21 protein-coding genes are annotated in these 23282 nt (G+C 67.9%); 15 read left to right on the forward strand and 6 right to left on the reverse strand.

Going from position 1 to position 23282, the window contains the following annotated elements; genetic code table 11:
- Positions 1-27: 27 nt before the first annotated feature.
- The 3 genes from G154_RS11370 to eccB are packed head-to-tail and all read left to right on the forward strand — an operon-like array spanning position 28 to position 2948.
- Entirely contained in the window at positions 28-708 is a 681-nt protein-coding gene (locus G154_RS11370) for a hypothetical protein (RefSeq protein WP_019512342.1), read from the forward strand.
- The gene (locus G154_RS11375; RefSeq protein WP_019512341.1) at positions 705-1757 is read left to right on the forward strand and encodes a polyprenyl synthetase family protein; all 1053 of its coding nucleotides are present in this window, start codon (positions 705-707) and stop codon (positions 1755-1757) included. The genes G154_RS11370 and G154_RS11375 overlap by 4 nt, the downstream gene beginning before the upstream one ends.
- Before the next feature lie 54 nt (positions 1758-1811).
- Entirely contained in the window at positions 1812-2948 is a 1137-nt protein-coding gene (eccB, locus tag G154_RS11380; protein ID WP_019512340.1) for a type VII secretion protein EccB, read from the forward strand.
- On the opposite strand, the gene mycP is transcribed toward eccB, so the two are convergent.
- Together mycP and eccD are read right to left on the reverse strand one after the other, a co-directional pair.
- Entirely contained in the window at positions 2880-4229 is a 1350-nt protein-coding gene (gene mycP, locus G154_RS11385) for a type VII secretion-associated serine protease mycosin (protein ID WP_019512339.1), read from the reverse strand. The genes eccB and mycP overlap by 69 nt on opposite strands.
- A gap of 14 nt (positions 4230-4243) precedes the next feature.
- Positions 4244-5518 (reverse strand): type VII secretion integral membrane protein EccD, encoded by a 1275-nt coding sequence (gene eccD, locus G154_RS11390; RefSeq protein WP_157884741.1) that lies wholly within the window; start codon positions 5516-5518, stop codon positions 4244-4246.
- A 97-nt stretch (positions 5519-5615) separates the two neighbouring features.
- On the opposite strand from eccD, the gene eccCb reads away from it, so the two are divergent.
- The 7 genes from eccCb to glpK all read left to right on the forward strand — a co-directional run bounded on the left by eccCb (position 5616) and on the right by glpK (position 15618).
- Positions 5616-9152 carry a type VII secretion protein EccCb gene (eccCb, locus tag G154_RS11395; protein ID WP_019512337.1) on the forward strand — a complete coding sequence of 1179 codons (3537 nt, stop codon included), beginning with the start codon at positions 5616-5618 and terminating at the stop codon, positions 9150-9152.
- Positions 9149-10249 carry a type VII secretion-associated protein gene (locus tag G154_RS11400; RefSeq protein WP_019512336.1) on the forward strand — a complete coding sequence of 367 codons (1101 nt, stop codon included), beginning with the start codon at positions 9149-9151 and terminating at the stop codon, positions 10247-10249. Before eccCb ends, G154_RS11400 begins: the two co-directional genes overlap by 4 nt.
- A gap of 70 nt (positions 10250-10319) precedes the next feature.
- A complete protein-coding gene (locus G154_RS11405; protein WP_019512335.1) occupies positions 10320-10628 on the forward strand; it encodes a WXG100 family type VII secretion target in 309 nt (102 codons plus the stop codon).
- Positions 10629-10638: 10 nt separating this feature from the next.
- Positions 10639-10932 (forward strand): WXG100 family type VII secretion target, encoded by a 294-nt coding sequence (locus tag G154_RS11410; protein ID WP_019512334.1) that lies wholly within the window; start codon positions 10639-10641, stop codon positions 10930-10932.
- A 138-nt stretch (positions 10933-11070) separates the two neighbouring features.
- On the forward strand, positions 11071-12348 hold the full coding sequence (locus G154_RS11415) for a GAF domain-containing protein (RefSeq protein WP_023985362.1): 1278 nt from the start codon (positions 11071-11073) through the stop codon (positions 12346-12348).
- A 100-nt stretch (positions 12349-12448) separates the two neighbouring features.
- Positions 12449-13972: an aldehyde dehydrogenase family protein gene (locus tag G154_RS11420; RefSeq protein WP_023985363.1), complete on the forward strand. Its 1524-nt coding sequence runs from the start codon at positions 12449-12451 to the stop codon at positions 13970-13972.
- Between the two features lie 128 nt (positions 13973-14100).
- Positions 14101-15618, forward strand: coding sequence for a glycerol kinase GlpK (gene glpK / locus G154_RS11425; RefSeq protein WP_019512331.1), 1518 nt, complete (start codon positions 14101-14103; stop codon positions 15616-15618).
- 79 nt (positions 15619-15697) lie between these two features.
- Here glpK and G154_RS11430 read toward each other — a convergent pair whose 3' ends face one another.
- The gene (locus G154_RS11430) at positions 15698-16096 is read right to left on the reverse strand and encodes a heme-binding protein (RefSeq protein WP_019512330.1); all 399 of its coding nucleotides are present in this window, start codon (positions 16094-16096) and stop codon (positions 15698-15700) included.
- A 261-nt stretch (positions 16097-16357) separates the two neighbouring features.
- Between G154_RS11430 and G154_RS11435 the strand changes: the two genes are divergently transcribed.
- Genes G154_RS11435 through G154_RS11445 form a run of 3 tightly spaced genes read left to right on the forward strand, consistent with a single transcriptional unit; the run spans position 16358 to position 18144 of the window.
- On the forward strand, positions 16358-17071 hold the full coding sequence (locus G154_RS11435; RefSeq protein WP_019512329.1) for an MIP/aquaporin family protein: 714 nt from the start codon (positions 16358-16360) through the stop codon (positions 17069-17071).
- 40 nt (positions 17072-17111) lie between these two features.
- Positions 17112-17708 (forward strand): cob(I)yrinic acid a,c-diamide adenosyltransferase, encoded by a 597-nt coding sequence (locus G154_RS11440; protein WP_019512328.1) that lies wholly within the window; start codon positions 17112-17114, stop codon positions 17706-17708.
- A 1-nt stretch (position 17709) separates the two neighbouring features.
- Positions 17710-18144, forward strand: coding sequence for an OsmC family peroxiredoxin (locus tag G154_RS11445; RefSeq protein WP_019512327.1), 435 nt, complete (start codon positions 17710-17712; stop codon positions 18142-18144).
- A 14-nt stretch (positions 18145-18158) separates the two neighbouring features.
- Here G154_RS11445 and cobA read toward each other — a convergent pair whose 3' ends face one another.
- The 3 genes from cobA to G154_RS11460 form a co-directional block, all read right to left on the reverse strand.
- Positions 18159-19295 carry a uroporphyrinogen-III C-methyltransferase gene (gene cobA, locus G154_RS11450; protein ID WP_045546375.1) on the reverse strand — a complete coding sequence of 379 codons (1137 nt, stop codon included), beginning with the start codon at positions 19293-19295 and terminating at the stop codon, positions 18159-18161.
- A gap of 51 nt (positions 19296-19346) precedes the next feature.
- Complete coding sequence (locus G154_RS25530; RefSeq protein WP_019512325.1) at positions 19347-19997, reverse strand: response regulator transcription factor; 651 nt, start codon at positions 19995-19997, stop codon at positions 19347-19349.
- 182 nt (positions 19998-20179) lie between these two features.
- A complete protein-coding gene (locus tag G154_RS11460) occupies positions 20180-20896 on the reverse strand; it encodes a (2Fe-2S)-binding protein (protein WP_019512324.1) in 717 nt (238 codons plus the stop codon).
- Between the two features lie 215 nt (positions 20897-21111).
- On the opposite strand from G154_RS11460, the gene G154_RS11465 reads away from it, so the two are divergent.
- Both G154_RS11465 and G154_RS11470 read left to right on the forward strand, forming a co-directional pair.
- A complete protein-coding gene (locus G154_RS11465) occupies positions 21112-21540 on the forward strand; it encodes a diol dehydratase small subunit (RefSeq protein WP_019512323.1) in 429 nt (142 codons plus the stop codon).
- A 13-nt stretch (positions 21541-21553) separates the two neighbouring features.
- On the forward strand, positions 21554-23281 hold the full coding sequence (locus G154_RS11470) for a propanediol/glycerol family dehydratase large subunit (RefSeq protein WP_019512322.1): 1728 nt from the start codon (positions 21554-21556) through the stop codon (positions 23279-23281).
- The last annotated feature ends 1 nt before the right edge of the window (position 23282 follow it).

The raw sequence follows: 23282 nt of genomic DNA on the forward strand, positions 1-23282 counted from the left end.
GGGCGGGTTGACGGGAGGAGAACTTCGGTGGAAAACGGTACTGGCAACGGGCTTCCCTGGGCGTCGGTGTTCGATTCGGCCGCCAACATGCGGGCGCTGACCGCGATTCAGGCCGAGGGTCTGCGCGCTGCGAGCAAACTCGTCGACCGTTTCATCACGGCGGCCTCCGACAGCGTGAACACCTTTGGCGGGACGGCGGGTTCGCGGTCGGCGCTCTCGGAGGACCAACGCGCCGACCTCTGGGGCGCCACCGATATCGAACCCTTGCTCGCTTCCTGGTGGACGTTGATCGACCAGTTCGGCCGCGGATTCGCCGCCGCCGGAAACCGCGAGTCCGGCCGCTCCAGCGACGGACCGCCCACGCTGGACATCGCCGCCGGGTCGGCCACCGGTCGGGTCGCCATCGAGGCAGCCCCCGGCGACACCGTCACCGCGGAGATCTGGCTCGACAATCGCGGCGTCGACGACGCCGGTGAGATCCGGCTGCGGATCGGTGCCCTGGAATCAGACGGGGGGAGCGTCGTACCGGCCGTCGACGTCGACCTGCTTCCCGCCACGGTCGCGATGCCGCCGCGCTCGGGTCGCGGGATCGTGCTGCGGATCCGCGCCGGCGTGCCGGCCGGGGTGTATCGCGGGATCCTGTTCACGCAGGGACACCCCGAGCTGTGGTTGCCGATCGAGCTCAGCGTGCAGGATCAACCGGCGTGACCGCCACGGCCGACCGGCCCGAACTCGTCGAGGATGTCGAGAACCGGTTGCGCCTGGTCGGCCGCGATGTCCGCCGCGCGATGCTCGACGCGATCCCCGACGGTGAGCCGGTCCAGTGGCTCTACGCCCCGATGCGGGAGTATCCGATGCGGCCCAGCAAGGCCTTGCGTCCGGCGTTGTGCCTGTCCAGTGGGCGATCCTTCGGCGCGGATTCATCGGCGCTGACGGGTATCGCCGTGGCGATCGAATTGCTGCACAATGCCTTTCTCGTCCACGACGATATCGCCGACGGCAGCGAGATGCGCCGCGGCAGGCCCACGCTGACGGCCTCCTACGGCACGGCAGCGGCACTCAACGCCGGCGACGCCCTCGCCATCGTGGCCAGTCAGGTCTTACGGCGGGCCACCCGGCAGCTGGACCGAAGCCTGGCAGAGCAGGTGATGGCGGAGTTCGACACGATGGCGCTGCGCACCCTGGAGGGCCAGGCCACCGAGGTCGGATGGCAGCTCGACAATGTCGAAAACCTCACGCCGTCAGACTATCTCGACTTGATCATGCACAAGACCTGTTGGTACACCACCATCTACCCGTTGCGCGTCGGGGCGCTGGTCGGATCGAACGGCACCGCCGAGTTGGCACCGATGATCCGGTTCGGTTTCCACTTCGGGGCGGCATTCCAGATCCGCGATGACCTGCTGAACCTCATCGGTGAGGAAAAGACCTACGGTAAGGAGATTCTCGGCGATCTGTACGAGGGAAAGCGGACCCTGACGCTGGTGCACCTGATGGACGTGGCACGCGGAAAGGATCGTGCGGTACTGCGTCATTATCTGCGATGTGACCGGGCCGACCGGGACGAGGCCATGGTGCACAAGGTGCGCTCGCTGATGGACGACTACGGCAGCATCGCCTTCACCCGTGAGTACGCCGAGGGCATCCTGGTGGTGGCCGAAGAGTATTTCGAGCAGGCGTTCGCCGGCGCCCGCCAGGGCCCGGATCTGGATTTCCTGCGTGCGCTGGTTCCGTATGTGTGGGCACGCCGGCGCTAGAAACTCCCGTGTTCGGGTGGTCCGGAATTCCGTTAGGGTCGAACCGGGGGTCAGATGGCGCGGCGTTCGGTTTCACGGTTGGAGGTCAGTGGATACCGCTTCCTGACTCGCAGGATCGAATATGCGTTGGTCTGCCGGGACACCCGGATGCTCGACGATCCGCTTCGTATCCAGCGCCTTTCGCTGGCCTCCGGGCTCGCCGTCGCCGCGATCGTGCTGGCGGTGTGCGCCGTGCTGGCGCTGCTGCGCCCGCACGGTCCGCTGGGTGATGACCCCATCGTGGTGGTCAGGGAGTCCGGGGCGATGTATGTCCGGGTCGGCGACACCGTGCACCCCACCCCCAACCTGGCGTCGGCCCGGTTGATCGCGGGCACCCCGGCCCAGCCCCGCGTGGTCGGTGCCGCGATGCTCGACGAAGCCGAACTCGGTCCCGCGATGGGAATAGCGGGCGCCCCGAACAGCATCGGCGTGGTACTGGACGCAGCCCCGACGGTCTGGACGCTCTGCGACGGCGCCCCCGAACGCGCCACCACCCTGATCGTCGGCGTCCCCGTCGCGCCATCGGTCGCCCCGCCGATGCTGGTCACCGCCCGAGGATCGGCGCGCACCTACCTGCTGCACGACGGGCGTAAGCGCGCTGTCGACCTGCGCGATCGTTCCGCCGTCGGCGAGATGAGATTGGAAGGTGTTGTCCCACTCAATGTGTCGCGAGTGCTGCTCGACATGCTGCCCGAGTCGACCGCCGCGCACACCACGGTTCCGGCGGCCGCGCCGGTGGGTGCGGAGTTCGGCGATGTGCTGTGCGCGCAATGGCGATGGACCGGGATCGGGCAGTCACCCGAGACCACGACCTTCACCGCGACCGCCGCACCCGCGGGGCCGTCATCGGTCGCCCTCGCCCAGGCCGACGGCCCCGGTCCGCATATCGACGCGGTGTCGATCCCGCCGGGTCGCAGTGTCTATGTCCGTGCCGCCGGCTCGGCCGGGGACGGGTCGACGACCGGCCCGTGCTATCTGATCACCGGGACCGGGGCGGCGTTCGGTATACGTGACGACGAGTCGGCGGCCGCACTCGGGTTGCCGCAGGCGCCCGGTGCCGCGCCATGGCCGGTCCTCGCCGTGCTACCGCACGGACCCGAACTGGCCATCGACAGCGCCCTCCTGATGCGCGATGTCCTCACCCCGCCGTGACCGCAGTGGTGGGATCACCGCCGCAGCAACGGCCAGCACAGCGCACAGGGCCGCACCGATCACCGCGAATCGGTTGCCGGGCACGGAATGAGCCGGCACCGGTGAATCCACCGCGCGGGCGGTGCCCGCCGGCGCTTCACCGATGCCGTCCAGCGCGGCGAGCACATCGACGACTCCGCTGCCCACCAGTGGATCCCAGCCCGCACCCGTTCGCCGCGCGGTGCTCTCGATGCGGTGCATCACCTGTCTGGCGGTCAACTGCGGTGCCACCGACCGCAGCAGTGCGACCACCCCCGATACCACCGGGGTGGCATAACTGGTTCCGGAAATCGGTTGTGGCCCGCCGTGTCCTGGCATCACATCGACGGTCCCGTCGCCGGCCGGGCTCAACGACACCACCCCTTCGCCGGGGGCGGCGACATCCACCCACGGGCCGCCGAGGGTGAACCGCGACGGCCTGCCCTCGGCGTCGACCGAGCCCACAGTGAGCACCAGGTCGTCATACCAGCTCGGACTGACCACCACATCTACCCGATTCCAATCGGGTTCATGCCGGTGACCCGGATCCGGGGCGGGGTTCTGCTTCGGGCAGGTGCCGCGGCCACCGACGTTGCCGGCCGCCGCGACCACCACCGCATTGCGCACATCGACCGCGTAGGCCAAGGCCGCACCGAGTGCCCGATCGTCGAGGTCGGTTGCGGCGTCCAGGCATGCCACCGAGGCGATGTTGATGACCGTTGCGCCCTGGTCGGCGGCGCTGCGCACCGCGGCCGCGAGCGAATCGACATCGCCGATACCCTCGGGTGCGGCACCATCGCTGGTGCGGAACGTCATCGACGATTGCCGGATCGCCAGGATCGCTGCCTCGGGTGCGATACCGCCGAAACCGGACACCGGGTCGTAGGTCGCGCCGACCAGTCCGGCCACGATGGTGCCGTGCCCGTCGCAATCCTGGGTACCGTCCCCGGTCGATACGTAATCACCACCCGGCAGCAGACGCGGCAGCAGGCGATGCGGGTTCACGCCGGTGTCGATCACGGCGACGACCTGGCCCGACCCGCGAGTCCGTGCCCAGGCTGCCTGCAGATCGGGTCGCGCAGGACGCACCGGCGGCGGGGTGGCGGGTATCGCCACGCACGGCTGGGTCTGCTCGGTCGGGCTGCGGGGCGCGGCGGGTCCCGGGGCGGGAACGCGCGTCATGTCGATGGCCGGCGGTCCCACTGCGGCGGCCGGGGCGGCGACGACCACCGGTGCGATCACCACCATGAGCACGGCGGCCATCCCACCCACGCGTCTCACAGTAGGCTCGTCGATCGGACGAGATCGAATACGCCACCGACCCAACAGGCCAGCGGGATGACCGCCGCCGATGCCACGCACTCGACCGCATCGACAACCCTGGTCAGCACCGGGTTGCCGGGTGCGTGCCGGTCCCGGTACCAGGCGGCCACCGCGAAGGCGGCGACCATCGGCCAGCCGACATGGGTCGGAACGGATATCGCCAACAGTGTGAAACCAGCTGCCGCGCAGATCAATCCGGACCATCCCGCCGCGCGCCGGCAACGCGGATCGGCGTACGACCGCACCCGCAGCGAGAGTACCGTCGCGATCACCGCGACGAGCGCCGCCGTGGCCGGCCATGGTCGCTGTCCCAGCGCGGCGCCCGCTGCCAGGGATATCGCGGCCACGGCGGCGGTCGCCGCGAAGCCGGCCACCAGACCGGCCAGGCGGTCCCTGGTCTGGTCGGCATGCACGCCGGAGATCGGCCGGCCGGGCCGGATGCCGCCGATGAACAGGGCCAGTCGTCCCGCCACGGCCAGCTCGCCGAGCGCCACCACGGCCTGCGCGGCACCCTGGGCGGCCAGATCGGCCGACAATGCCATCACGGCAGCGGTCACCACGGTGATGGAGCCGGCCCCCGCGGCGATGGCGGTGAACAACAGGTTTCCGGACGCGGTGATCCGCAGCAGCATCACCGACACCGACGCGCAGACCGCGGATGCCAGTAACAGGTGACCGGGACCGGGCCGGCCCGGTGTGGCGAGAAATGCTGCCGTACCGCCGAACACAACACACAGCAGCATCGCCCAGCGCTGCTCGGTCCGCATCCCGACGAGCAGTGCGCCCACCGCGACCATGGCCGCGAGCCCCGCCGTGGCCGGTGGGTTCGCGCCGGTCACCCCGCAGAGTACGAGGATGGCTGCGGTGGCCATGCCCGCGATGGTCCAACCGGCCGCCGATGGTGCCGGCGGCGGCCGATCCGGTCCGGCATCGGCCAGGGTTGCGCAGGCATCGGCGGGCACCGGTCCCGGCGCCGGGGACTGGGCGGGCGACAGCACGATGAGATCCCCGTCATGAACCCCGTTGTCGTGCAGGCTCATCGACTCGTCACAGCGGTCGCCGTTGACCCGGTCCAGACGCCAGCCGGCCTGCGGTGGGTCGGTATCGGCCGCCAACCCGACGATATCGGGGATGAGCAAACCGAGCCTGGCATGCCGTGGCAACGACAGGTCGACGGCATGCGGTGTGTGTGCGCACTGAATCGTCACCCGGCACAACGGATCATCCATGACAGCCCCCTGCGTCTCACCGTAATCGGTGCGCATGTGTCGTCCGCGCACCAGAATTCGGCGGAACCGAACGCCACCGCGCTGCGTCAGTGGTGGCATGGAGTTCGTCAGGGACCACCGGGCACCGGCACCGCAGGTGCCCTCGGGTGCGGTGCGGGTGCGTCCACCACCGGAGGTGCCTGCCGTGCCGCAGGCCAATCCGCTGATCCGGTTGTTGCCGGTCGTCATGCTCGTGGCGGCCGGCGGCATGGTGGTCCTCTATCTGTCCGGTGACCGACTGCCCACCGCGCGCAGCCCCATGTACCTGGTGCTGCCGGTGATGATGCTCGTGTCCGTGCTGGCGACGGCAGCCCACGGTATGCGGGGCCGCACCACCGAAATCGACGCGGGACGTCGCGATTACCTTCGCTACCTGGACGGGGTGGGCCAGGATGCGGCTGCCACCGCCGATGCCCAACACGCCAACCTGCTCTGGACGCACCCGGACCCCGCCGCGCTGTGGACCGTCGCCGGGACCGCGCGGATGTGGGAGCGCCGTGCGACGGACCCGGATTTCTGCCTGGTCCGCGTCGGCATCGGCCCGGCTATTCTCGCGACACCGCTGACCGTCGAGGACAGTTCGCCGGTCGGTGAGACCGACCCGGTCACCCAGGCCGCCTTGGACGCGCTGCTGACATCGCACGCCATCGTGCCGGGACTGCCGGTGGTCACCGAGCTGTCCGGTCATCTCGGCTTCGGCGGGGCCGCGGCGGCGGCCCGTGATCTGGTGCGGGCCATCGTGTGTCAACTCGCGGTGTGGCACAGTCCCGCCGATATCCGGATCGTCGCGCGGGCCGGGGCCGGGGCCGGGGCGGGCGACCGGTGCTGGGATTGGCTGAAGTGGCTGCCGCACCACGCGTACGCGTCGAGCGCGGCGCGCACCGTGCTGATCGTCGACGACGACCGACCGGTCGCGGCGGGTGCGGCCGATATCGTGTTGGAACTCGGCGGGCACGGCGACCGACGGATCGAGGCAGGTCCGGGGTCCGATGCGGTGTCAGCCGAGCAGGCGCTGCTGTGCGCGCGCCGGGTGGCGCGGTGGCGACCGGGCGCGGCGCGCTCCGGCGCGGCGGTGCCCGGCTGGGCAGAGCTGGTGGGAATGGATGGTCCGCCACTGCGCTCACCGGACTCTCGGGTCCGGTTGCGCGTACCGATCGGCACCGGCGACGGACCCGACAACCGGGGCATGCCGGTGTATCTGGACATCAAAGAGGCCGCCGAGGGTGGGATGGGTCCGCACGGTCTGTGTGTCGGCGCCACCGGGTCGGGCAAGTCGGAGTTCCTGCGCACCCTCGTTCTCGGTCTGGCCGCCATGCACACCTCCGACGAATTGAACCTGGCGCTGATCGATTTCAAGGGTGGGGCGACGTTCCTCGGATTCGAACGGTTGTCTCATGTCGCAGCGGTGATCACCAATCTCGCCGAGGAGGCGCATCTGGTCAGCCGGATGCAGGCCGCGCTGACCGGAGAGATGCAGCGCCGCCAGCAGCTGCTGCGCGCGAGCGGTACCGGCAACATCACCGAGTACCGGCGTGCGCGGGCGGCCGGTCGGGATCTGACCGTGCTCCCGGTGCTCTTCCTCGTCATCGACGAGTTCTCCGAACTGCTCAGCCGACATCCGGACTTCGCCGAGGTGTTCCTTGCCGTCGGCAGGCTCGGACGCTCGCTGGGTATGCATCTGCTGCTGGCCAGTCAGCGCCTCGATGAGGGCAGACTGCGCGGCCTTGAGGCCCACCTTTCCTATCGGATATGCCTGAAGACGTTCTCCACCAGTGACTCTCGTGCTGTCATCGGCGTTCCCGACGCCTATGATTTGTCGGCCGAGCCGGGGTCTGCCTACCTGAAAACCGTCGACGGCGAGCTCGTGAAACTGCGCACCACCTATGTCTCCGGGCCGGCGCGACGGGTCGCCGAGGAGCCGGCAGGCGTCGCGTTGTTCACCTTGTTCCCGCCTCCGGCCGCGCCGACCGGCAGTGCGCGGCAGGTACCCACTGTGCTCGAGACGATGCTCGATCGGTTGGCCGGTCATGGACGTCCCGCGCACCGCATCTGGTTGCCGCCGTTGTCCGCACCGCCGACGCTGACCGATCTGCTGACAGAACACGACGGTCCGAGACTGACGGCGCCGATCGGTTTGGTGGACAACGCCTTCGACCAGCGTCGGGACCCGTTCACGGTCGATCTGACCGGCGCCGGTGGGCATGTGGCGGTGGTGGGGGCGACCCGGTCGGGCAAGTCCACCGCGTTGTGCACCCTGCTGCTGGCGCTCGCGATGCGGCACGGCCCCGGCGACATCCAGTTCTACTGCCTGGATCTCGGCGGGGGCACTCTGGCAGCGCTGCGCGGGCTCCCTCATATCGGGGTGCTGGCCGGACGTGATGAACCCGAGCTCGTCGCCCGCACGATCGCGACGGTCCAGACGCTGATCCGGCGGCGGGCGGCCCAGCCTGCGAGATCCGACGGCTATGGCGAGGTCTTCCTCGTCATTGATGGCTGGGCGGCACTGCGCGAGGATGGGGGTGTCTTCCAGGACGCGGTCACCGACATCGCGGCACACGGTCTGGCGCACGGGGTACACGTCATGATCTCGGCGGCACGGTGGGCCGAACTGCGGCCGGCGCTCAAGGACCAACTCGGCAGCCGGGTGGAGCTGCGCCTCGGCGAACCGGGGGAGTCCGAGATCCACCGGACGGCGGCCCGCCAACTGACGGGCAGCCCGCCGGGAACCGCGCTCACCCGCGACGGAAATCTGGCCGCATTGGCCCTGCCACACCTGGACTCTTCCGATGTCGCCGGCTCCGTGCGGGCCGTCCTGACCCGTCACCCCGGCCCCACGGCGCCACCGGTGCGGTTGCTGCCGGCGCGACTGGACCGCGAGCGGTTGCCCCGGTCGGTGCGCCCCCGGACACATGTCGTCATGGGTATCGGTGAGACCGAACTCGGCGCGGTGACGGTCGATTTCACCGACTCGGCGCATCTGATCGTGCTCGGCGACAGCGGTTGCGGGAAGACCGCCCTGTTGCGGACCCTGTGCGTGCAGTTGACCAAGGCCTGTGAGCCCGGTGAGGTGCGGCTCTACCTCGCCGACGCGCGACGAACACTGCTCGGTGTCGTCGATGATGCGCACCTCGGCGGATATGCCATCTCTGCGGCCATCCTCGGTGAGCAGCTGCGGGGGCTGGCCGACATGCTCCGCGGGCGCCTGCCCGGGGCCTCGGTCTCCCAGCAGGAGCTGCGTGACCGGTCCTGGTGGTCGGGCCCGGAAATCTACCTCGTCGTCGACGATCACGAGCTGCTGACCGCCGGCACCGATCCGCTGAACCCACTGCTGGAGTTCCTGCCCTATGCCAGGGATATCGGGCTGCACCTCGTCGTCGCTCGTCGTGCCGGGGGAGCGGCACGCGCTCTCTACGATCCGGTGCCCGCGATGATGCGCGAGCTCGGCAGCGCGGGGTTGGTGATGAGCACTGCCACCGACGAGGGCCCGTTGCTTGGCGCCACCCGCCCGGCGGTGTTGCCGCCGGGTCGGGCGACGCTGGTGCTGCGCGGACATGCCGTCGAACGTGTCCAGATCGCCTGGACCGAGCCGCCGTGACGGTGCTGGTGGTCGGCCCGGCCACCGTGCACGGATCTGTGCCGGTTCGCGCCGATCTGGCCGCGGCGGCGTGCGCGGCGATCGATGATCGGTACACAGTTGTCGATGACGGGCCGGTGGATGTCGACGATTTGTGGCGCACCGTTCTGCAGGTCGATGTCGAACGCTCGGGTCCGGTGCTGCTGGTCTGCCCAGGGTGGTGGCATCCGCGCCGCGTCGATCGCGTCTGCCGCGCCGTCGGCGGTGAACCCGTTGTCCGGCAACGGCACACCGTGTATCGCCGGGCGGCGGATGTGATCGTCGAGATCGCCGAGGAGTTCGTCCTCGTCCGCGTCGACGACCGGGTGGTGGCCTCGATACCGAGGGTCGGTGACACCGTCGCCGAGCAGGTCACGGCGCAGATCACGGTGGGCACGACGGTTCTGCTCGACGCGCCGGTCGGGGTGTCCGGTGCGCGAGGACTTGCCGAGACCATCGCCGGCGATGTGCTGGCCGGTGGCCGCGATGCCGCGATCGTGGACGACCATGTGTTGGTCCGCGAGACCGCCGGCTGTGCTCGGCCACGCCGGATGCGCATGTCGCCGATCTTGGCCGGCGTGACGGCGGTGGCAATGTGTGGGACAGGGTTGTTCTGGCAGGTTGACCGCCCATCAGCGGCGCAGGACCAGCTGGTGGTCGAGGGGCGGGTTGCCGTGCTGCTGCCCGCGAACTGGGAGCGCAAGCGCCTCATCGACGGACCGGGTTCACCACGGCTGCAGTCGATCTCGGCGGAGCATCCGGATGCGGCGATCCTGCTCACCCAATCACCGGCCGGTCCGGACCCGGTCGCCGTGCTGGCGGCGGCGCTCGCGGTTCAACCCACCGGGGTCTTCACCGACTTTCGGGAGCATGACCGGCGCGGGGAGCGCGATGTCATCAGCTATACCGAGAATAGGCCGGGTCGGACCATCGAGTGGGTGGTGTTCGCCGACGGACCGGTGCGGATCGCGATCGGCTGTCAGCGCCCTCGGCAGATCCGCAGCCACTGCGATCTGGCGGTGCGCTCGGCGCATGCGGTGCCGGCTGACGGAGCTCCGAAAGAAGGTGGAACCGAATGACCGCCGGCTGCGTCCAAGACAGATAGAGCGCGTCTGACACCGGACGGCACTTCACGAGGAGGACACCCGAATGCCCGCTTTGACCACCGACCTGGACCTCATGCATGCGGTCTCGGGTCAGATCGACGCCCGCAATGACGAGATCCGGGCGATGCTCGGCTCGTTCATCGGACGGATGTGCAGCGTGCCTGCCTCGGTGTGGGGCGGCGCGGCGGCGGTGCGCTTCCGCGAGGTGGTGGATCGCTGGAACACCGAATCGATCGCGCTGTATGCCTCCCTGGGGCGGATCGCCGAGACCATCCGCCTCAACGAACAGACCCTGCGGGAAGCCGCCGAGAGCCACTCACATCAGCTTGCCGCCGTCGCCAACGAGCTGTGAAGGATTCGCCATGGACATGATGCTGACTTACAACTTCGACGAGATCGAGCACACCGTGCGGCGGGAGATCCACACCGTCTCGGCCCGGCTCAATGCCGCGCTGGAGGAGCTGCGGGCGCAGATTGCACCGTTGGAACACACCTGGACCGCCCAGGCGGCGGAGGCCTACCGGGCCGAGCAGGTGCGGTGGAACCAGTCCGCCGCCGGACTCAACGACATCCTGCTCCGGCTCGGCAATGCCGTCCGCGACGGCGCCGACGAGGTGTCGGCCACCGACCGGCGGGCCGCCGGCGCCTGGGGCTGATCGGGCCGGCCGAGGGCTGAGCGGGACACGATTGCGACGCCCGGAGTCGACGAACACCGCTGCACTGTGACGCGGTCCACTATCCTGGCTTGAGAGTGCGGTGCGTCCGGCGATCGGCGCACCGCGGGGAGTGTGAGCATGGTGGTAGCGAGGACGTCCGGCAGCCGAGCGCAGCCGGCGAAGGTGCGTGCCGTCCACGACCTTTTCGTCGCAGGTCAGGTCGATGCGGCCTATCTCGACTCGTCTCCGCTGCGCCGGATCGTCGCCGAGAGCTGGCAGCGCAGTCTGGCGACCGGGGTGGACCCGGACACCGGCGGGCGGGCGACCGAGGCGGCCAAGGCCCTCGATGATCTACGCAGATCCCATCCGCTGGCGCCGACCCTGCCGCTGATCCGGCGGCTGCTGGTCGAGGATGCCGTCGACGCCGGCGTCGTGGTGGCCATCACCGCAGCGGACGGCACGCTGCTGTGGGTCGAGGGTGACCGCCGGGCCATCCGCAAGGCCGAGGCGATGAACTTCGTGCCGGGTACCGACTGGAGCGAGCACGCCGCCGGGACGAATGCGCCGGGGACAGCCCTCGCGCTGGACCGCGAACTACAGATCTGCGGCACCGAACACTTCTCCCGGATCGTCCATCCGTGGAGTTGCACTGCGGTACCGGTCCACGATCCGCGCAGCGGTGCGCTGCTGGGAGCGATCGACCTGACCGGCGATCTGTCGGTGGCCACGCCGCAGACGCTGGCGTTGGTCCGAGCCACCGCGGTGGCCGTCGAGAACCAACTCGCACTGCTGCGTCTCGCCGGCCCCGACGACGGCGCGCGGGAGGGGGCACTGCTCTCGGTACTCGGCGCCGACCGGCCGCGCTGGCAGGCGGGTGCGGCAGGCCCGGTCGTGCTCACCGGTCGCCATGCCGACATCTTGGTGCTACTGATCCGTCACCCGGAGGGGTTGAGCGCCGACCATCTGGCGATGCTGCTCGACGACAAGGATCTCGACGTCGTCACCATCCGCGCCGAGATGTCGCGGCTGCGCCGGGTCATCGGCGGTGACCACATCGCATCGCGCCCGTACCGACTCGTCGGAACGGTGGCCAGTGACATGGGTGATGTGCTCGATGCCCTTGAGGCCGGGGATGTCGCGGGTGCGCTGTCCGCATACGCCGGTTCGCTGTTGCCGCAGTCGGTGTCGCCGGCCATCGCGCGGTTGCGCACCGAATTGACCACCAGCCTGCGCGGTGCGGTGCTCGCCGAATCCGCGCGCGGCAACCTGGCGCTGTTGCGGCATTGGCTGGGTCTTCCGGACGGTCGGGATGATCGCCGGGGCTGGCAGTTGCTCGCCGAGCACGGTGCCGTCGACCCCGTGGAGCGGGCTCGCGCCCGGGCCCACCTGATCGGACTCGACGCCGAACTCGGCTGAACGAAACTGCGTTGCCAATTGCAACCGTCATGCAACGTTGCAACCCCTAGGTTGAGTGACGACCGACACACTCGAAAGTGTCCGAACGCAGGAGAATGCCATGACTGTTTACGCACGTCCGGGCGCAGAGGGCGCCCTGATGTCGTTCGACGCCCGCTATGACAACTACATCGGCGGCCAGTGGGTGGCCCCGAACGCGGGCCGCTACTTCGAGAACCGCACTCCCGTCACCGGTGAGGTGTTCTGCGAGGTCGCCCGCTCCGACGAGTCCGATATCGAGAAGGCTCTCGACGCCGCGCACGCCGCCGCGCCGGCCTGGGGTAAGAGCACCGCCGCCGAGCGCGCGATCATCCTCAACAAGATCGCCGACCGGATCGAGGAGAACCTCGAAGCGATCGCGCTGGCCGAATCGTGGGACAACGGCAAGCCGATCCGCGAGACGCTCAACGCCGATATCCCGCTGGCCGTCGACCACTTCCGCTACTACGCCGGCGCCATCCGGGCGCAGGAGGGCTCCCTCTCGGAGATCGATCCCGAGACGGTGGCCTACCACTTCCACGAGCCGCTCGGCGTCGTCGGACAGATCATCCCCTGGAACTTCCCCATCCTGATGGCGGTCTGGAAGCTGGCACCCGCGTTGGCCGCAGGCAACGCCATCGTCCTCAAGCCGGCCGAGCAGACGCCGGTCTCGGTGCTCTACTTGATGTCGATCATCGGTGACCTGCTGCCCGCCGGTGTGCTCAACGTGGTCAACGGTTTCGGCGTCGAGGCGGGCAAGCCGCTGGCCTCGTCCAACCGGATCGCCAAGATCGCCTTCACCGGCGAGACCACCACCGGCCGGCTGATCATGCAGTACGCCAGCCAGAACCTGATCCCGGTCACCCTGGAACTCGGCGGCAAGAGCCCCAACATCTTCTTCAACGATGTGCTGGCCGCCAACGACGACTACCAGGACAAGGCATTGGAGGGCTTCACGATGTTCGCCCTCAACCAGGGCGAGGTGTGCACCTGCCCGTCGCGCAGCCTGGTCCAGGCCGATATCTTCGACGAGTTCCTCGCGATGGCCGCGATCCGCACCAAGGCAGTCCGCCAGGGCGACCCGCTGGACACCGAGACGATGATCGGCGCGCAGGCCTCCAACGACCAGCTGGAGAAGATCCTGTCCTACATCGAAATCGGCAAGAGCGAAGGTGCACAGGTGATCACCGGCGGTGAGCGGGCCGACCTCGGCGGTGACCTCAACGGCGGTTACTACGTCGCCCCGACGATCTTCACCGGTCACAACAAGATGCGGATCTTCCAGGAGGAGATCTTCGGACCGGTTGTCGCGGTGACCTCGTTCAAGGATTACGACGATGCCATCGATCTGGCCAACGACACCCTCTACGGCCTCGGCGCCGGAGTGTGGAGCCGCGACGGCAATACCGCCTATCGTGCCGGGCGCGATATCAAGGCGGGCCGGGTGTGGACCAACTGCTACCACCAGTACCCGGCGCACGCGGCGTTCGGCGGGTACAAGCAGTCCGGCATCGGACGCGAGAACCACCTGATGATGCTCGATCATTACCAGCAGACCAAGAACCTGCTGGTGTCTTACAGCAGCAAGGCGCAGGGTTTCTTCTAAACTGCACCCACGATCTCCGCGGGCGTGAGCTTGGGTTCGAAACTCCCCCCGATCTCCGGCTCAAGCTCACGTCCGCGGCTGCACCACCCTCAACTGCACAAGAACCCATCTCGGCGTCAGGAGCAGCGTTGCCCAAATTCGTCGCGGCCATCGACCAAGGCACCACCAGCACCCGTGCGATGATCTTCGATCACGCCGGCGCGGAGGTGGGACGCCACCAACTCGAGCACGAACAAATCATGCCGCAGGCGGGCTGGGTCGAGCACAACCCGGTGGAGATCTGGGAGCGCACCGCGTCGGTGCTCACGTCAGCGCTCAACAAGACCAATCTGCAAGCCGAAGATATTGCGGCACTGGGCATCACGAACCAGCGTGAGACCACGCTGGTGTGGAATCGCCATACCGGGCGTCCGTACTACAACGCGATCGTCTGGCAGGACACCCGAACCGACCGCATCGCCACCGCACTGGACCGCGACGGCCGGGGCGATGTGATCCGGCAGAAGGCGGGTCTGCCACCGGCGACCTACTTCTCGGGCGGCAAGATCCAGTGGATCCTCGATAACGTCGACGGGGTACGCGAGGCCGCCGAGAATGGGGATGCGATCTTCGGTAACAGCGACAGCTGGGTGGTGTGGAATCTGACCGGTGGTCCGCGCGGCGGCGTGCACGTCACCGATGTCACCAACGCCAGTCGCACCATGCTGATGAACCTGGAGACCCTGGACTGGGACGACGAACTGTTGTCGTTCTTCGGGATTCCGCGCCAGATGCTGCCGCAGATCCGGCCGTCGTCCTCGCCGGAACCCTACGGGATGACGTTGGCCTCCGGTCCGATGGGCGGCGAGGTGCCGGTCACCGGCATCCTCGGCGATCAGCAGGCGGCGATGGTGGGCCAGGTGTGCCTGAAGGCCGGTGAGGCCAAGAACACCTACGGCACGGGCAACTTCCTGCTGCTCAACACCGGTGAGAAGATCGTCCGCTCCGAGAACGGTCTGCTGACCACGGTGTGTTACCAGTTCGGTGACGCGAAACCGGTTTACGCATTGGAAGGTTCGATCGCGGTGACCGGTTCGGCCGTGCAGTGGTTGCGCGACCAACTGGGCATCATCAGCGGCGCGGCACAGAGCGAATCGCTGGCGCGGCAGGTGGAGGACAACGGCGGGGTCTACTTCGTTCCGGCCTTCTCCGGTCTGTTCGCCCCGTACTGGCGCTCGGACGCGCGCGGAGCGGTGGTGGGCCTCAGCCGCTTCAACACCAACGCCCACCTGGCCAGGGCGACTCTGGAGGCGATCTGTTACCAGAGTCGCGATGTCATCGACGCGATGGAAGCCGATTCCGGTGTGCACCTCGATGTGTTGAAGGTCGACGGCGGGATCACCGCGAACTCGTTGTGCATGCAGATCCAGGCCGATGTCCTCGGTGTCGACGTGGTCAAGCCGGTCGTCGCGGAGACCACCGCGCTGGGTGCGGCGTATGCGGCCGGGTTGGCGGTCGGGTTCTGGGACAACCCCGACGACCTGCGCGCGAACTGGCAGGAGGGCGAGCGCTGGAGCGCGCAGTGGTCCGAGCAGCAGCGTAACGACGGATACGCCGGCTGGCAGAAGGCCGTCAAGCGCACCCTCGATTGGGTCGACGTCTCCTAGCCGGTGACGGCGACAGTCAGGCGAAAACATTTCAGCCCTGCGGATCCGCGGATCCGCAGGGCTGAAATGTGTTGAGCGCTCAGAGCGCGGCGACGCCGGCCTCGGCCACCGTGACGTCCTGTTCGACGCTGCCCGCACTCACCCCGATCGCGCCGACGACCACGTCGTCGACGACCAGCGGGATACCGCCACCGAAGATCACCAGACCGCCGCTGGTCTGCTCCAGACCGTAGAGCTCGGCCCCGGGCTGGGCGAGCGGCATCAGGGCACTGGTCGGAGCGTTCATCAGGATCGACGTCCGCGCCTTGCGGGTCGAGATGTCGATGCTCGCCTTGATGGCGCCGTCCATCCTGGCGAAGGCGATCAGATGCCCTCCGTCGTCGACGATGGCGATGTTCATCGGTTGGCCGATCTCGTCGGCTTTGGCGATGGCGGCCGCCAGGACCGCCTGCGCTTTCTGTAGAGGTAGCGAGGTCATCTAGGGCCTTTCGGAAATGGTTCGGCTGCAGGGAAATCGGGCAGCAGTAGGCAGTGTTGATGGCACTGCCGATTCTAGGGCGCGGCAGCCGGTGGGGGACAGGTTCGCCACCGGCTGCTGACCGGTCCTAACCGAAAGTTCAGTATCGCGGACAGTAAATCGGTTGGTAGCTCGGGTGAATCATCACATCCGCTGCCGGGGCGCGAATACTTTTCGTTGAATCGTCATCGCGATCGGGGCCCGTCAGGAGGATTGCTGTCAGTGTCCAATATCGACATCTTCATTTGGGAGTTCCTCGGCACGGCGGTGCTGTGCCTCATCGGTAACGGTTCGGTTGCCGCCGTCGTCCTGAAGAACTCCTACTCGCACGGCGGCGGGGGAGACTGGTTGGTCATCGTATTGGGTTGGGGCTTCGGTGTGTTCACCGGTGCCAGTATCGCCAGCCCGGCCGGTGGGCATATCAACCCGGCGGTGACACTGGCGGTGGCGATATCCGGCGACGTGCCGTGGTCGAGTGTGCCGGTCTACTGGGCCGCACAGCTCGCCGGCGGCTTCGTCGGTGCGGTACTGGGCTGGGCGGTCTTCAAGCTGCAGTATGACAACAACGACGACAACAGCGGCACCCGCGGAATCTTCTGCACATATCCGGCGGTGCGCAACATCCCGTGGAACATCGTCACCGAAGTCATCGCGACCTTCGTGCTGATCTTCTGGGTGCTGACCAATCCTGCGGATGTCAACAGCGGATTGGGTTATGCGGCGGTCACATTCGTGGTCATGGCGATCGGCTTCGGGCTCGGTGGGCCGACCGGTTACGCGATCAACCCCGCCCGCGACCTCGGTCCGCGGATCGCCTATGCCATCCTGCCGATCAAGGGCAAATCCGATGCCGGATGGGATTACGCGTGGGTGCCGGTGGTCGCGCCGCTGATCGGCGCAGGACTTGCCGCGGGCCTCGCCCTGGCGATCGTCTGAACTGGCACAGTCTGAACGAAGGGAGTGCGAGGTACACACCATGGCAGTGCATTTGACCAGGATCTACACCAGAACCGGTGATGCCGGGACGACCGCACTGGGGGACATGTCGCGGGTCGCGAAGGCCGATGTGCGTGTCGGCGCCTACGCCGACTGCGACGAGACCAACGCGGTGATCGGAATGGCCATCGCCGCAGGCGGTGTGGGTCCGGCCACGGGGGCGGTGCTGCAGCACATCCAGAACGACCTGTTCGATGTGGGCGCGGATCTGTGCACCCCGATCACACCGGACCCGGAGTACCCGCCGTTGCGGGTCACCGACGAACAGGTGTCGCAGCTGGAATCCTGGTGCGACGAGTTCAACGCGGGCCTGGCCAAGCTGAGTAGCTTCATCCTGCCTGGCGGCAGTACGGCCTCGGCCCATCTGCATCACGCTCGCACGGTCGCCCGCCGCGCCGAACGCAGCGCCTGGATGTTGGCAGGACAGGCAGAGGTCAACGATGCGGCCCTGCGGTACCTGAACCGGCTGTCCGATCTGTTGTTCATCCTCGCCCGTGTGGAGAATCCCGGGGGCGATGTGCTCTGGCAGCCCGGCGGCGAGCGTGCCGCGTCGGTTCCGCGTGACGAGGAGAGATGACATGAGCGCACGACAGGCGATCGCGGAGTGGAACGGCGCATTGGTGACCGGTTCCGGCACGATTCAGCTGGCCACCTCCGGGCAGGGGCAGTTCCCCTACTCGCTGCCGGCACGGGCCGCAGACGCCGCCACGATGACCTCTCCCGAGGAATTGTTGGCTGCGGCATACGCGTCCTGTTATGCCATGCAGTTGACCGCCTTGCTCGACGCGGGCCCCGATGAGCCGGTCGGCCTGCACGTCGAAGTGGTGGTGACCCAGGGCGGCCCGGAGGTCGACTTCGGCATCGCCGACGTGGCGCTAACGGTACGCGGCCGCGGTATCGGCCGCAGCGCAGAAGAATTCGTCGGACTCGCACAGCAGGCAGCCCAGGTCTGCCCGGTCGGCCGCGCACTGGCCACGGTGCCCAAGACCGTGGACGCCGCCCTGCAGAGCTGAACCGCGAGAGCGGGTCAGGCGTGTGTCTGTGCGACCCGCTGCGCAGGCGCCCGGCCGGGTACGAACCCGGCGACCGCGCCGATGACCGTTGTCGCGGGCGGTTCGATACCTGCCGCGCGGGCCAGCCCGGCGATCGTGCCCAGCGTGCCGCGCACCTCGTGCTGGCTGGACAGGCTGCCGTCGGCGATGACCGCGGCCGGGGTGGCCGGGTCCATCCCCGCCGCGGTCAACGCCGCGGCGATGGACGCCAGGTTGGCGACCGCCATCATCAACACCAAGGTCGTATTGGCATGTGCGAGCGCGGCGTAGTCGACGGTGCACTCGGGATGCCCGGGAGGCACATGGCCGGACACCACGGTGAAACCTTGGGTGAGCCCGCGATGGGTAACCGGGATCAGGGCCGATGCCGGTGCGGCGATCGCCGAGCTGACACCGGGGATCACCTCGACCGGCACACCGGCCTGGACGCAATGGTCGAGCTCCTCGCCGCCGCGGCCGAAGACGAACCCGTCACCCCCTTTGAGGCGCACCACCACCTGGCCGTCGAGCGCCCGGGAGACCAGCAGCGCATTGATGTCCCATTGTTCGGTGCGCCGCCCACCGGGGATCTTCGAAACGTCGATGATGTCGGCATGCGGGGCAAGCCGTTTCAACGCGCTGACCGGGGCGAGTCGATCGGTGACGACGGTATCGGCGGCGACGATGGCGTCCCGGCCGGCGACGGTGAGCAGGCTGGGGTCCCCAGGACCGCCACCGACCAGGATCACCCGGCCCATGCCCGGTCGCCCGGCGCGCTGTCCGCTCGGCCCGTTGTCGATGACGCAGAGCACCGCAAGCTCGCGTGCCGTCTCGGCGATCCACCGGTTGTGGTCTTCGTCATCGGTGGAGGCGAAAATCATTGCCGCCGAGTCGATATCGCCGGGCTGGATGCTCCGATACAGGACGGTGGCCAGGCCGCGCTCGGCGAGGTCGCTCAGATACGGCGTGGCGTGTGTGCCGATCACCGTGACCAACGCGCCCGCCTCCAACAGTTCGGCCACGGTGACGGCCGCACGGGCGGTGGCTCCGACGACCGTCACGCGATGTCCGCGTAGCGCCAGTTCGACCGGCAGCGTGCACGGCACCCGCGTCGGGGGAGAGCTCGTGGTCATCGTGGATTCCTCGGGTCGTGGTGGTCGGCCGGTGTCGCGTCGGGGATGCCTTCACCCGGTGGCGTCCGCACCGCGCAGGGCCGCCGCGATCAGCGCGGCGCGTTTGTGCACCCCGAACTTGTTCATGATGTTGTGCAGATGGAACTTGACCGTCGCCTCCGAAACGAACAATCGACCGGCGATGGTGCGATTGTCCAGGCCCTCGACCAGTTCGTTGAGGACATCCCGTTCGCGGGCGGTGAGCAGTCTGGTGTCGCCCGCGGTGCGGGACACCGGAGGGGAGCGCAACTCGGTGATCAGCGACTGCACGCTGAGGGCGTCGAGGGCGGGCTGCCCGCTGACGACCTTGGCGAAGGTGGCTCGCAGGTCGGTGGCCGGTGAGCGGCGGTCCACCAGCGCGTCGGCGCCGGCACGCAGCAGCTCGACGGTGTTGATATCGGCGTGCTCACTGTCGGTCACCACGACCACCTTCACCGTGCTGTCCAGTTCGGTCAGCAAATCGGTCAACGTGCCCGTCGGCGGCATTCCCAGGACCAGCAGCTCTGGTTGCAGCAGCCGGATGCGTTCGGCGAGCTCGGGACCGTGTCGAAGATCACCGACGAAGTGGATCTCTTCGATACAGGACATCACATGGGTCAAACCGTGCCGGACCAGTTCATCGTCGATGACCAGGGTGGTTCGCAGTCGCTGGTGATCGGTCAAAGTGCCACGGACACTGGCTATTTCATATGCGTTGCTGGTGCCACTACGGCGTCGTGGCGGTGGAATCGGGACGTATCGGTGGGGTGACAAACTCATGACTGACTCCGTCCTGCCATTGGCGGCCGAAGGATAGCGATGATGGCGTTGCAGCAACGTTGCACGGATCTGCGAGCCGCACCGGCTCATGATCGGGCGGCGGGTAGGACGCAGTCTCCGCAGAGCCCGCCGCCGGGTGCCTGATAAAACAGGCAGCAACTGTTCCGGGTGAAGGTGCCCCGCCCGAAATCGCCGGTGTCACGTAGCGGCGTATGCCGGGTCAGCGCAGCGACCAGGTCCCTGCCCGCGGCTTCGAGGTCCGGGCGGGTCATCGCCAGGACGGTGACCGCGCCGTTGGCCGCTGATGTCAGATTTCCCAGCGCCACCCGCGTCGGCAGCCCGGTCACCGCGCGGAGCGTGTCGTGCAAGGGGTCGAAGAGATCGGGCAGCAGCGCGCAGATCGCCGCGCCGGCAGCTGCCGGATCCTCGGTGGCTCGTAGTTCGTCGACGGTGGTGCCGAAATCCGGGTGGTGCGCGCTGACCCGGTAGAACACGTTGTCCGCCACCAGGATCGGAATGCGTTGATGACACAGTGCCGAACCGACCAGCGGGGACAGCAGCCGCGCGGCGACGCCCAACTGGAACGATGATGCGGCCACGCGCACCGGGATCGACTCGACGTCGACCGCCATCGATGCCGCGATCGCCGCCCTGGTTGCGGAGACGAACCAGCGCGTCGTCTCCGGGTCGGCCAACCGCGCGAGCTCCACAGAGTCGGGGTCATCCAGGGTCTTCAGTGCGAAGTACCCGCCGAGCCGCGGCAGCTCGGAAAGGGCATCGACGACTGTGTGGCGACTGTCCATCAGGCACCGACCCTAGCCACAACCGGCCACCGCCCGTGATCGCGTCCACGCATTCCGGTGCCGACAACTAGCCGAACGGTCAGTGCGATGCCCTCCGGGTGGACGGTGCAACCCTCGTGCAACGTGACGGGCGACACAATGGGCGACACGTGCAGGGCGACACGTCACACACCCCGCGGCGGAGCGCCTCCCGCCCCGAACCTTTGGGAGAGTTCATGACGGAACCAAACCTGGACCCGGCGGTGGACTACCCGCTGAGCGTGCACCGAAGTGATCTGCTGTTCACCCCGACCGGTAAGCCGTTCGACGCGGTCACCATGGATGCGGTGATCGCCGGTGACATCGAGGCCGCCGATCTGCGCATCACCCCGGAAGCGCTGCGCCTGCAGGCGCAGATCGCCGAGAAGGCCGGGCGTACCCAGATCGGGGCGAACATGCGGCGGGCCGCCGAGATGACGGTCATCTCCGATGAGCGGGTCTTGCAGATCTACAACGCGCTGCGTCCCAACGCATCGACGAAGGCCGAACTCGATGCCATCGCCGACGAACTGCTCGACACCTACAACGCCGAGCATCTCGCCACCTTGGTGCGTGAGGCCGCCGACGTCTACGAACGCCGCGACATCTTGGCCGAAAGCGAATAGGAGCCCCTGGACAATGACCGCTTCAGCAGTCCCGCACGATCCCGCCACCGGCAAGGATGGTGTCCGCCACTCGCACCGCACGATGTTGTTGGGGGACCGCCCGGTCAACCTCGACGGCTTCGTGGAGGAATGGCCCGAGGTCGGCATGGTCGCCATGGAAAGCGCCTTTGATCCGGAGCCCAGCGTCCGGGTCGAAGGCGGCGTCATTGTCGAGATGGACGGGGTGGCGCGAGCCGATTTCGACTTCATCGACCAGTTCATCGCCGATAAGGCGATCGACGTCGAGACCACCGAGGCCTCGATGGCGATTCCGGCGGCCGAGATCGCGATGATGTTGGTCAACCCCACCGTCACCCGCGCCGAGGTCATCGCGGTGACCAAGGGTCTGACACCGGCGAAGCTGCTGGCGGTGGCCAAGACGTTGAACATCGTCGAGATCATGATGGCGATGCAGAAGATGCGGGCCCGCCGCACGCCGGCCAACCAGGCCCACTGCACGAGCGCGCGGGACAACCCGGTGCAGGTGGTCTGCGAGGCGGCCGAGGCATCCATTCGCGGATTCGCGGAGATGGAAACGACTTTGGGCGTGGTGCGCTACGCGCCGCTGGTGGCCATGGCACAGCAGATCGGCAGCCAGGTGGGCACCGGCGGACCATTGACCCAGTGCGCGCTCGAAGAGGCCACCGAACTGGATCTCGGTATGCGCGGGATCACCGCCTACGCCGAGACGATCTCGGTGTACGGCACCGAGCCGGTGTTCGTCGACGGTGATGACACGCCGTACTCCAAGGCGTTCCTGGCCTCGGCCTACGCGTCGCGCGGGATAAAGATGCGCTTCACCTCGGGCACCGGCTCGGAGGTCCAGATGGGCAATGCGCAGGGTAAGTCCATGCTGTACTTGGAGATTCGTTGCATCCTGGTGACCAAGGGTGCCGGCGTACAGGGTCTGCAGAACGGATCGATCTCCTGTATCGGTGTGCCCGGCGCGGTGCCGGGTGGCATCCGTGCGGTGGCCGCCGAGAACCTGATCGCCTCGGCGGTGGACCTGGAATGTGCTTCGGGCAACGACCAGTCGTTCTCGCATTCGCCGATGCGCCGGACCGCGCGGCTGATGCCCCAGATGATGCCGGGGACGGACTTCGTCTGCTCGGGCTACTCGGCGGTCCCGAACTACGACAACATGTTCGCCGGATCGAACCTCGACAGCGACGACTTCGACGATTTCAACACCATCCAGCGTGACCTGCAGATCGACGGGGGTCTGCGCCACGTCAAGGAAGCCGACATCCTGGCCGTGCGCACCCGCGCGGCGAAGGCATTGCAGGCGGTGTTCGCCCACCTCGACCTGCCGCCGATCAGCGATGCCGAGATCGATGCCGCGGTGTACGCCAACGGCAGTCGCGAGTGCATCCCGCGTGATGTGCTGGAGGATCTCAAGGGTGCCCAGCAGGTGATGGACCGCGGTATCACCGGCCTGGATCTGGTCAAGGCGCTTGAGGCCACCGGATTCTCCGATATCGCGCGGAACCTGTTCACCGTTCTGCGGCAGCGTATTTCCGGTGATCTGTTGCAGACATCGGCGATCATGACGCGTGACCTGCAACCGTTGTCGGCGGTCAACGATGCCAACGATTACAACGGCCCGGACACCGGCTACCGACCCTCGGGGGCGCGGTGGGAGGAAATGAAGCGACTGCGCCATGTGACCAGCGCTGCCAACCCGGAAATGGAGGTGGAGTGAC

The sequence above is a fragment of the Mycobacterium sp. VKM Ac-1816D genome (assembly GCF_000416385.1).
Classification (GTDB): Bacteria; Actinomycetota; Actinomycetes; order Mycobacteriales; family Mycobacteriaceae; genus Mycobacterium; species Mycobacterium neoaurum_A.

Bases quoted from the DNA above. Each gene is read 5' to 3' on its own strand.
- eccB (WP_019512340.1), top strand. From the start codon at position 1,812: ATGGCGCGGCGTTCGGTTTCACGGTTGGAGGTCAGTGGATACCGCTTC.
- mycP (WP_019512339.1), bottom strand. From the start codon at position 4,229: ATGGCCGCCGTGCTCATGGTGGTGATCGCACCGGTGGTCGTCGCCGCC.
- eccD (WP_157884741.1), bottom strand. From the start codon at position 5,518: ATGGATGATCCGTTGTGCCGGGTGACGATTCAGTGCGCACACACACCG.
- eccCb (WP_019512337.1), top strand. From the start codon at position 5,616: ATGGAGTTCGTCAGGGACCACCGGGCACCGGCACCGCAGGTGCCCTCG.
- G154_RS11405 (WP_019512335.1), top strand. From the start codon at position 10,320: ATGCCCGCTTTGACCACCGACCTGGACCTCATGCATGCGGTCTCGGGT.
- G154_RS11410 (WP_019512334.1), top strand. From the start codon at position 10,639: ATGGACATGATGCTGACTTACAACTTCGACGAGATCGAGCACACCGTG.
- G154_RS11415 (WP_023985362.1), top strand. From the start codon at position 11,071: ATGGTGGTAGCGAGGACGTCCGGCAGCCGAGCGCAGCCGGCGAAGGTG.
- G154_RS11420 (WP_023985363.1), top strand. From the start codon at position 12,449: ATGACTGTTTACGCACGTCCGGGCGCAGAGGGCGCCCTGATGTCGTTC.
- G154_RS11430 (WP_019512330.1), bottom strand. From the start codon at position 16,096: ATGACCTCGCTACCTCTACAGAAAGCGCAGGCGGTCCTGGCGGCCGCC.
- G154_RS11440 (WP_019512328.1), top strand. From the start codon at position 17,112: ATGGCAGTGCATTTGACCAGGATCTACACCAGAACCGGTGATGCCGGG.
- G154_RS11445 (WP_019512327.1), top strand. From the start codon at position 17,710: ATGAGCGCACGACAGGCGATCGCGGAGTGGAACGGCGCATTGGTGACC.
- cobA (WP_045546375.1), bottom strand. From the start codon at position 19,295: ATGACCACGAGCTCTCCCCCGACGCGGGTGCCGTGCACGCTGCCGGTC.
- G154_RS11460 (WP_019512324.1), bottom strand. From the start codon at position 20,896: ATGGACAGTCGCCACACAGTCGTCGATGCCCTTTCCGAGCTGCCGCGG.
- G154_RS11465 (WP_019512323.1), top strand. From the start codon at position 21,112: ATGACGGAACCAAACCTGGACCCGGCGGTGGACTACCCGCTGAGCGTG.
- G154_RS11470 (WP_019512322.1), top strand. From the start codon at position 21,554: ATGACCGCTTCAGCAGTCCCGCACGATCCCGCCACCGGCAAGGATGGT.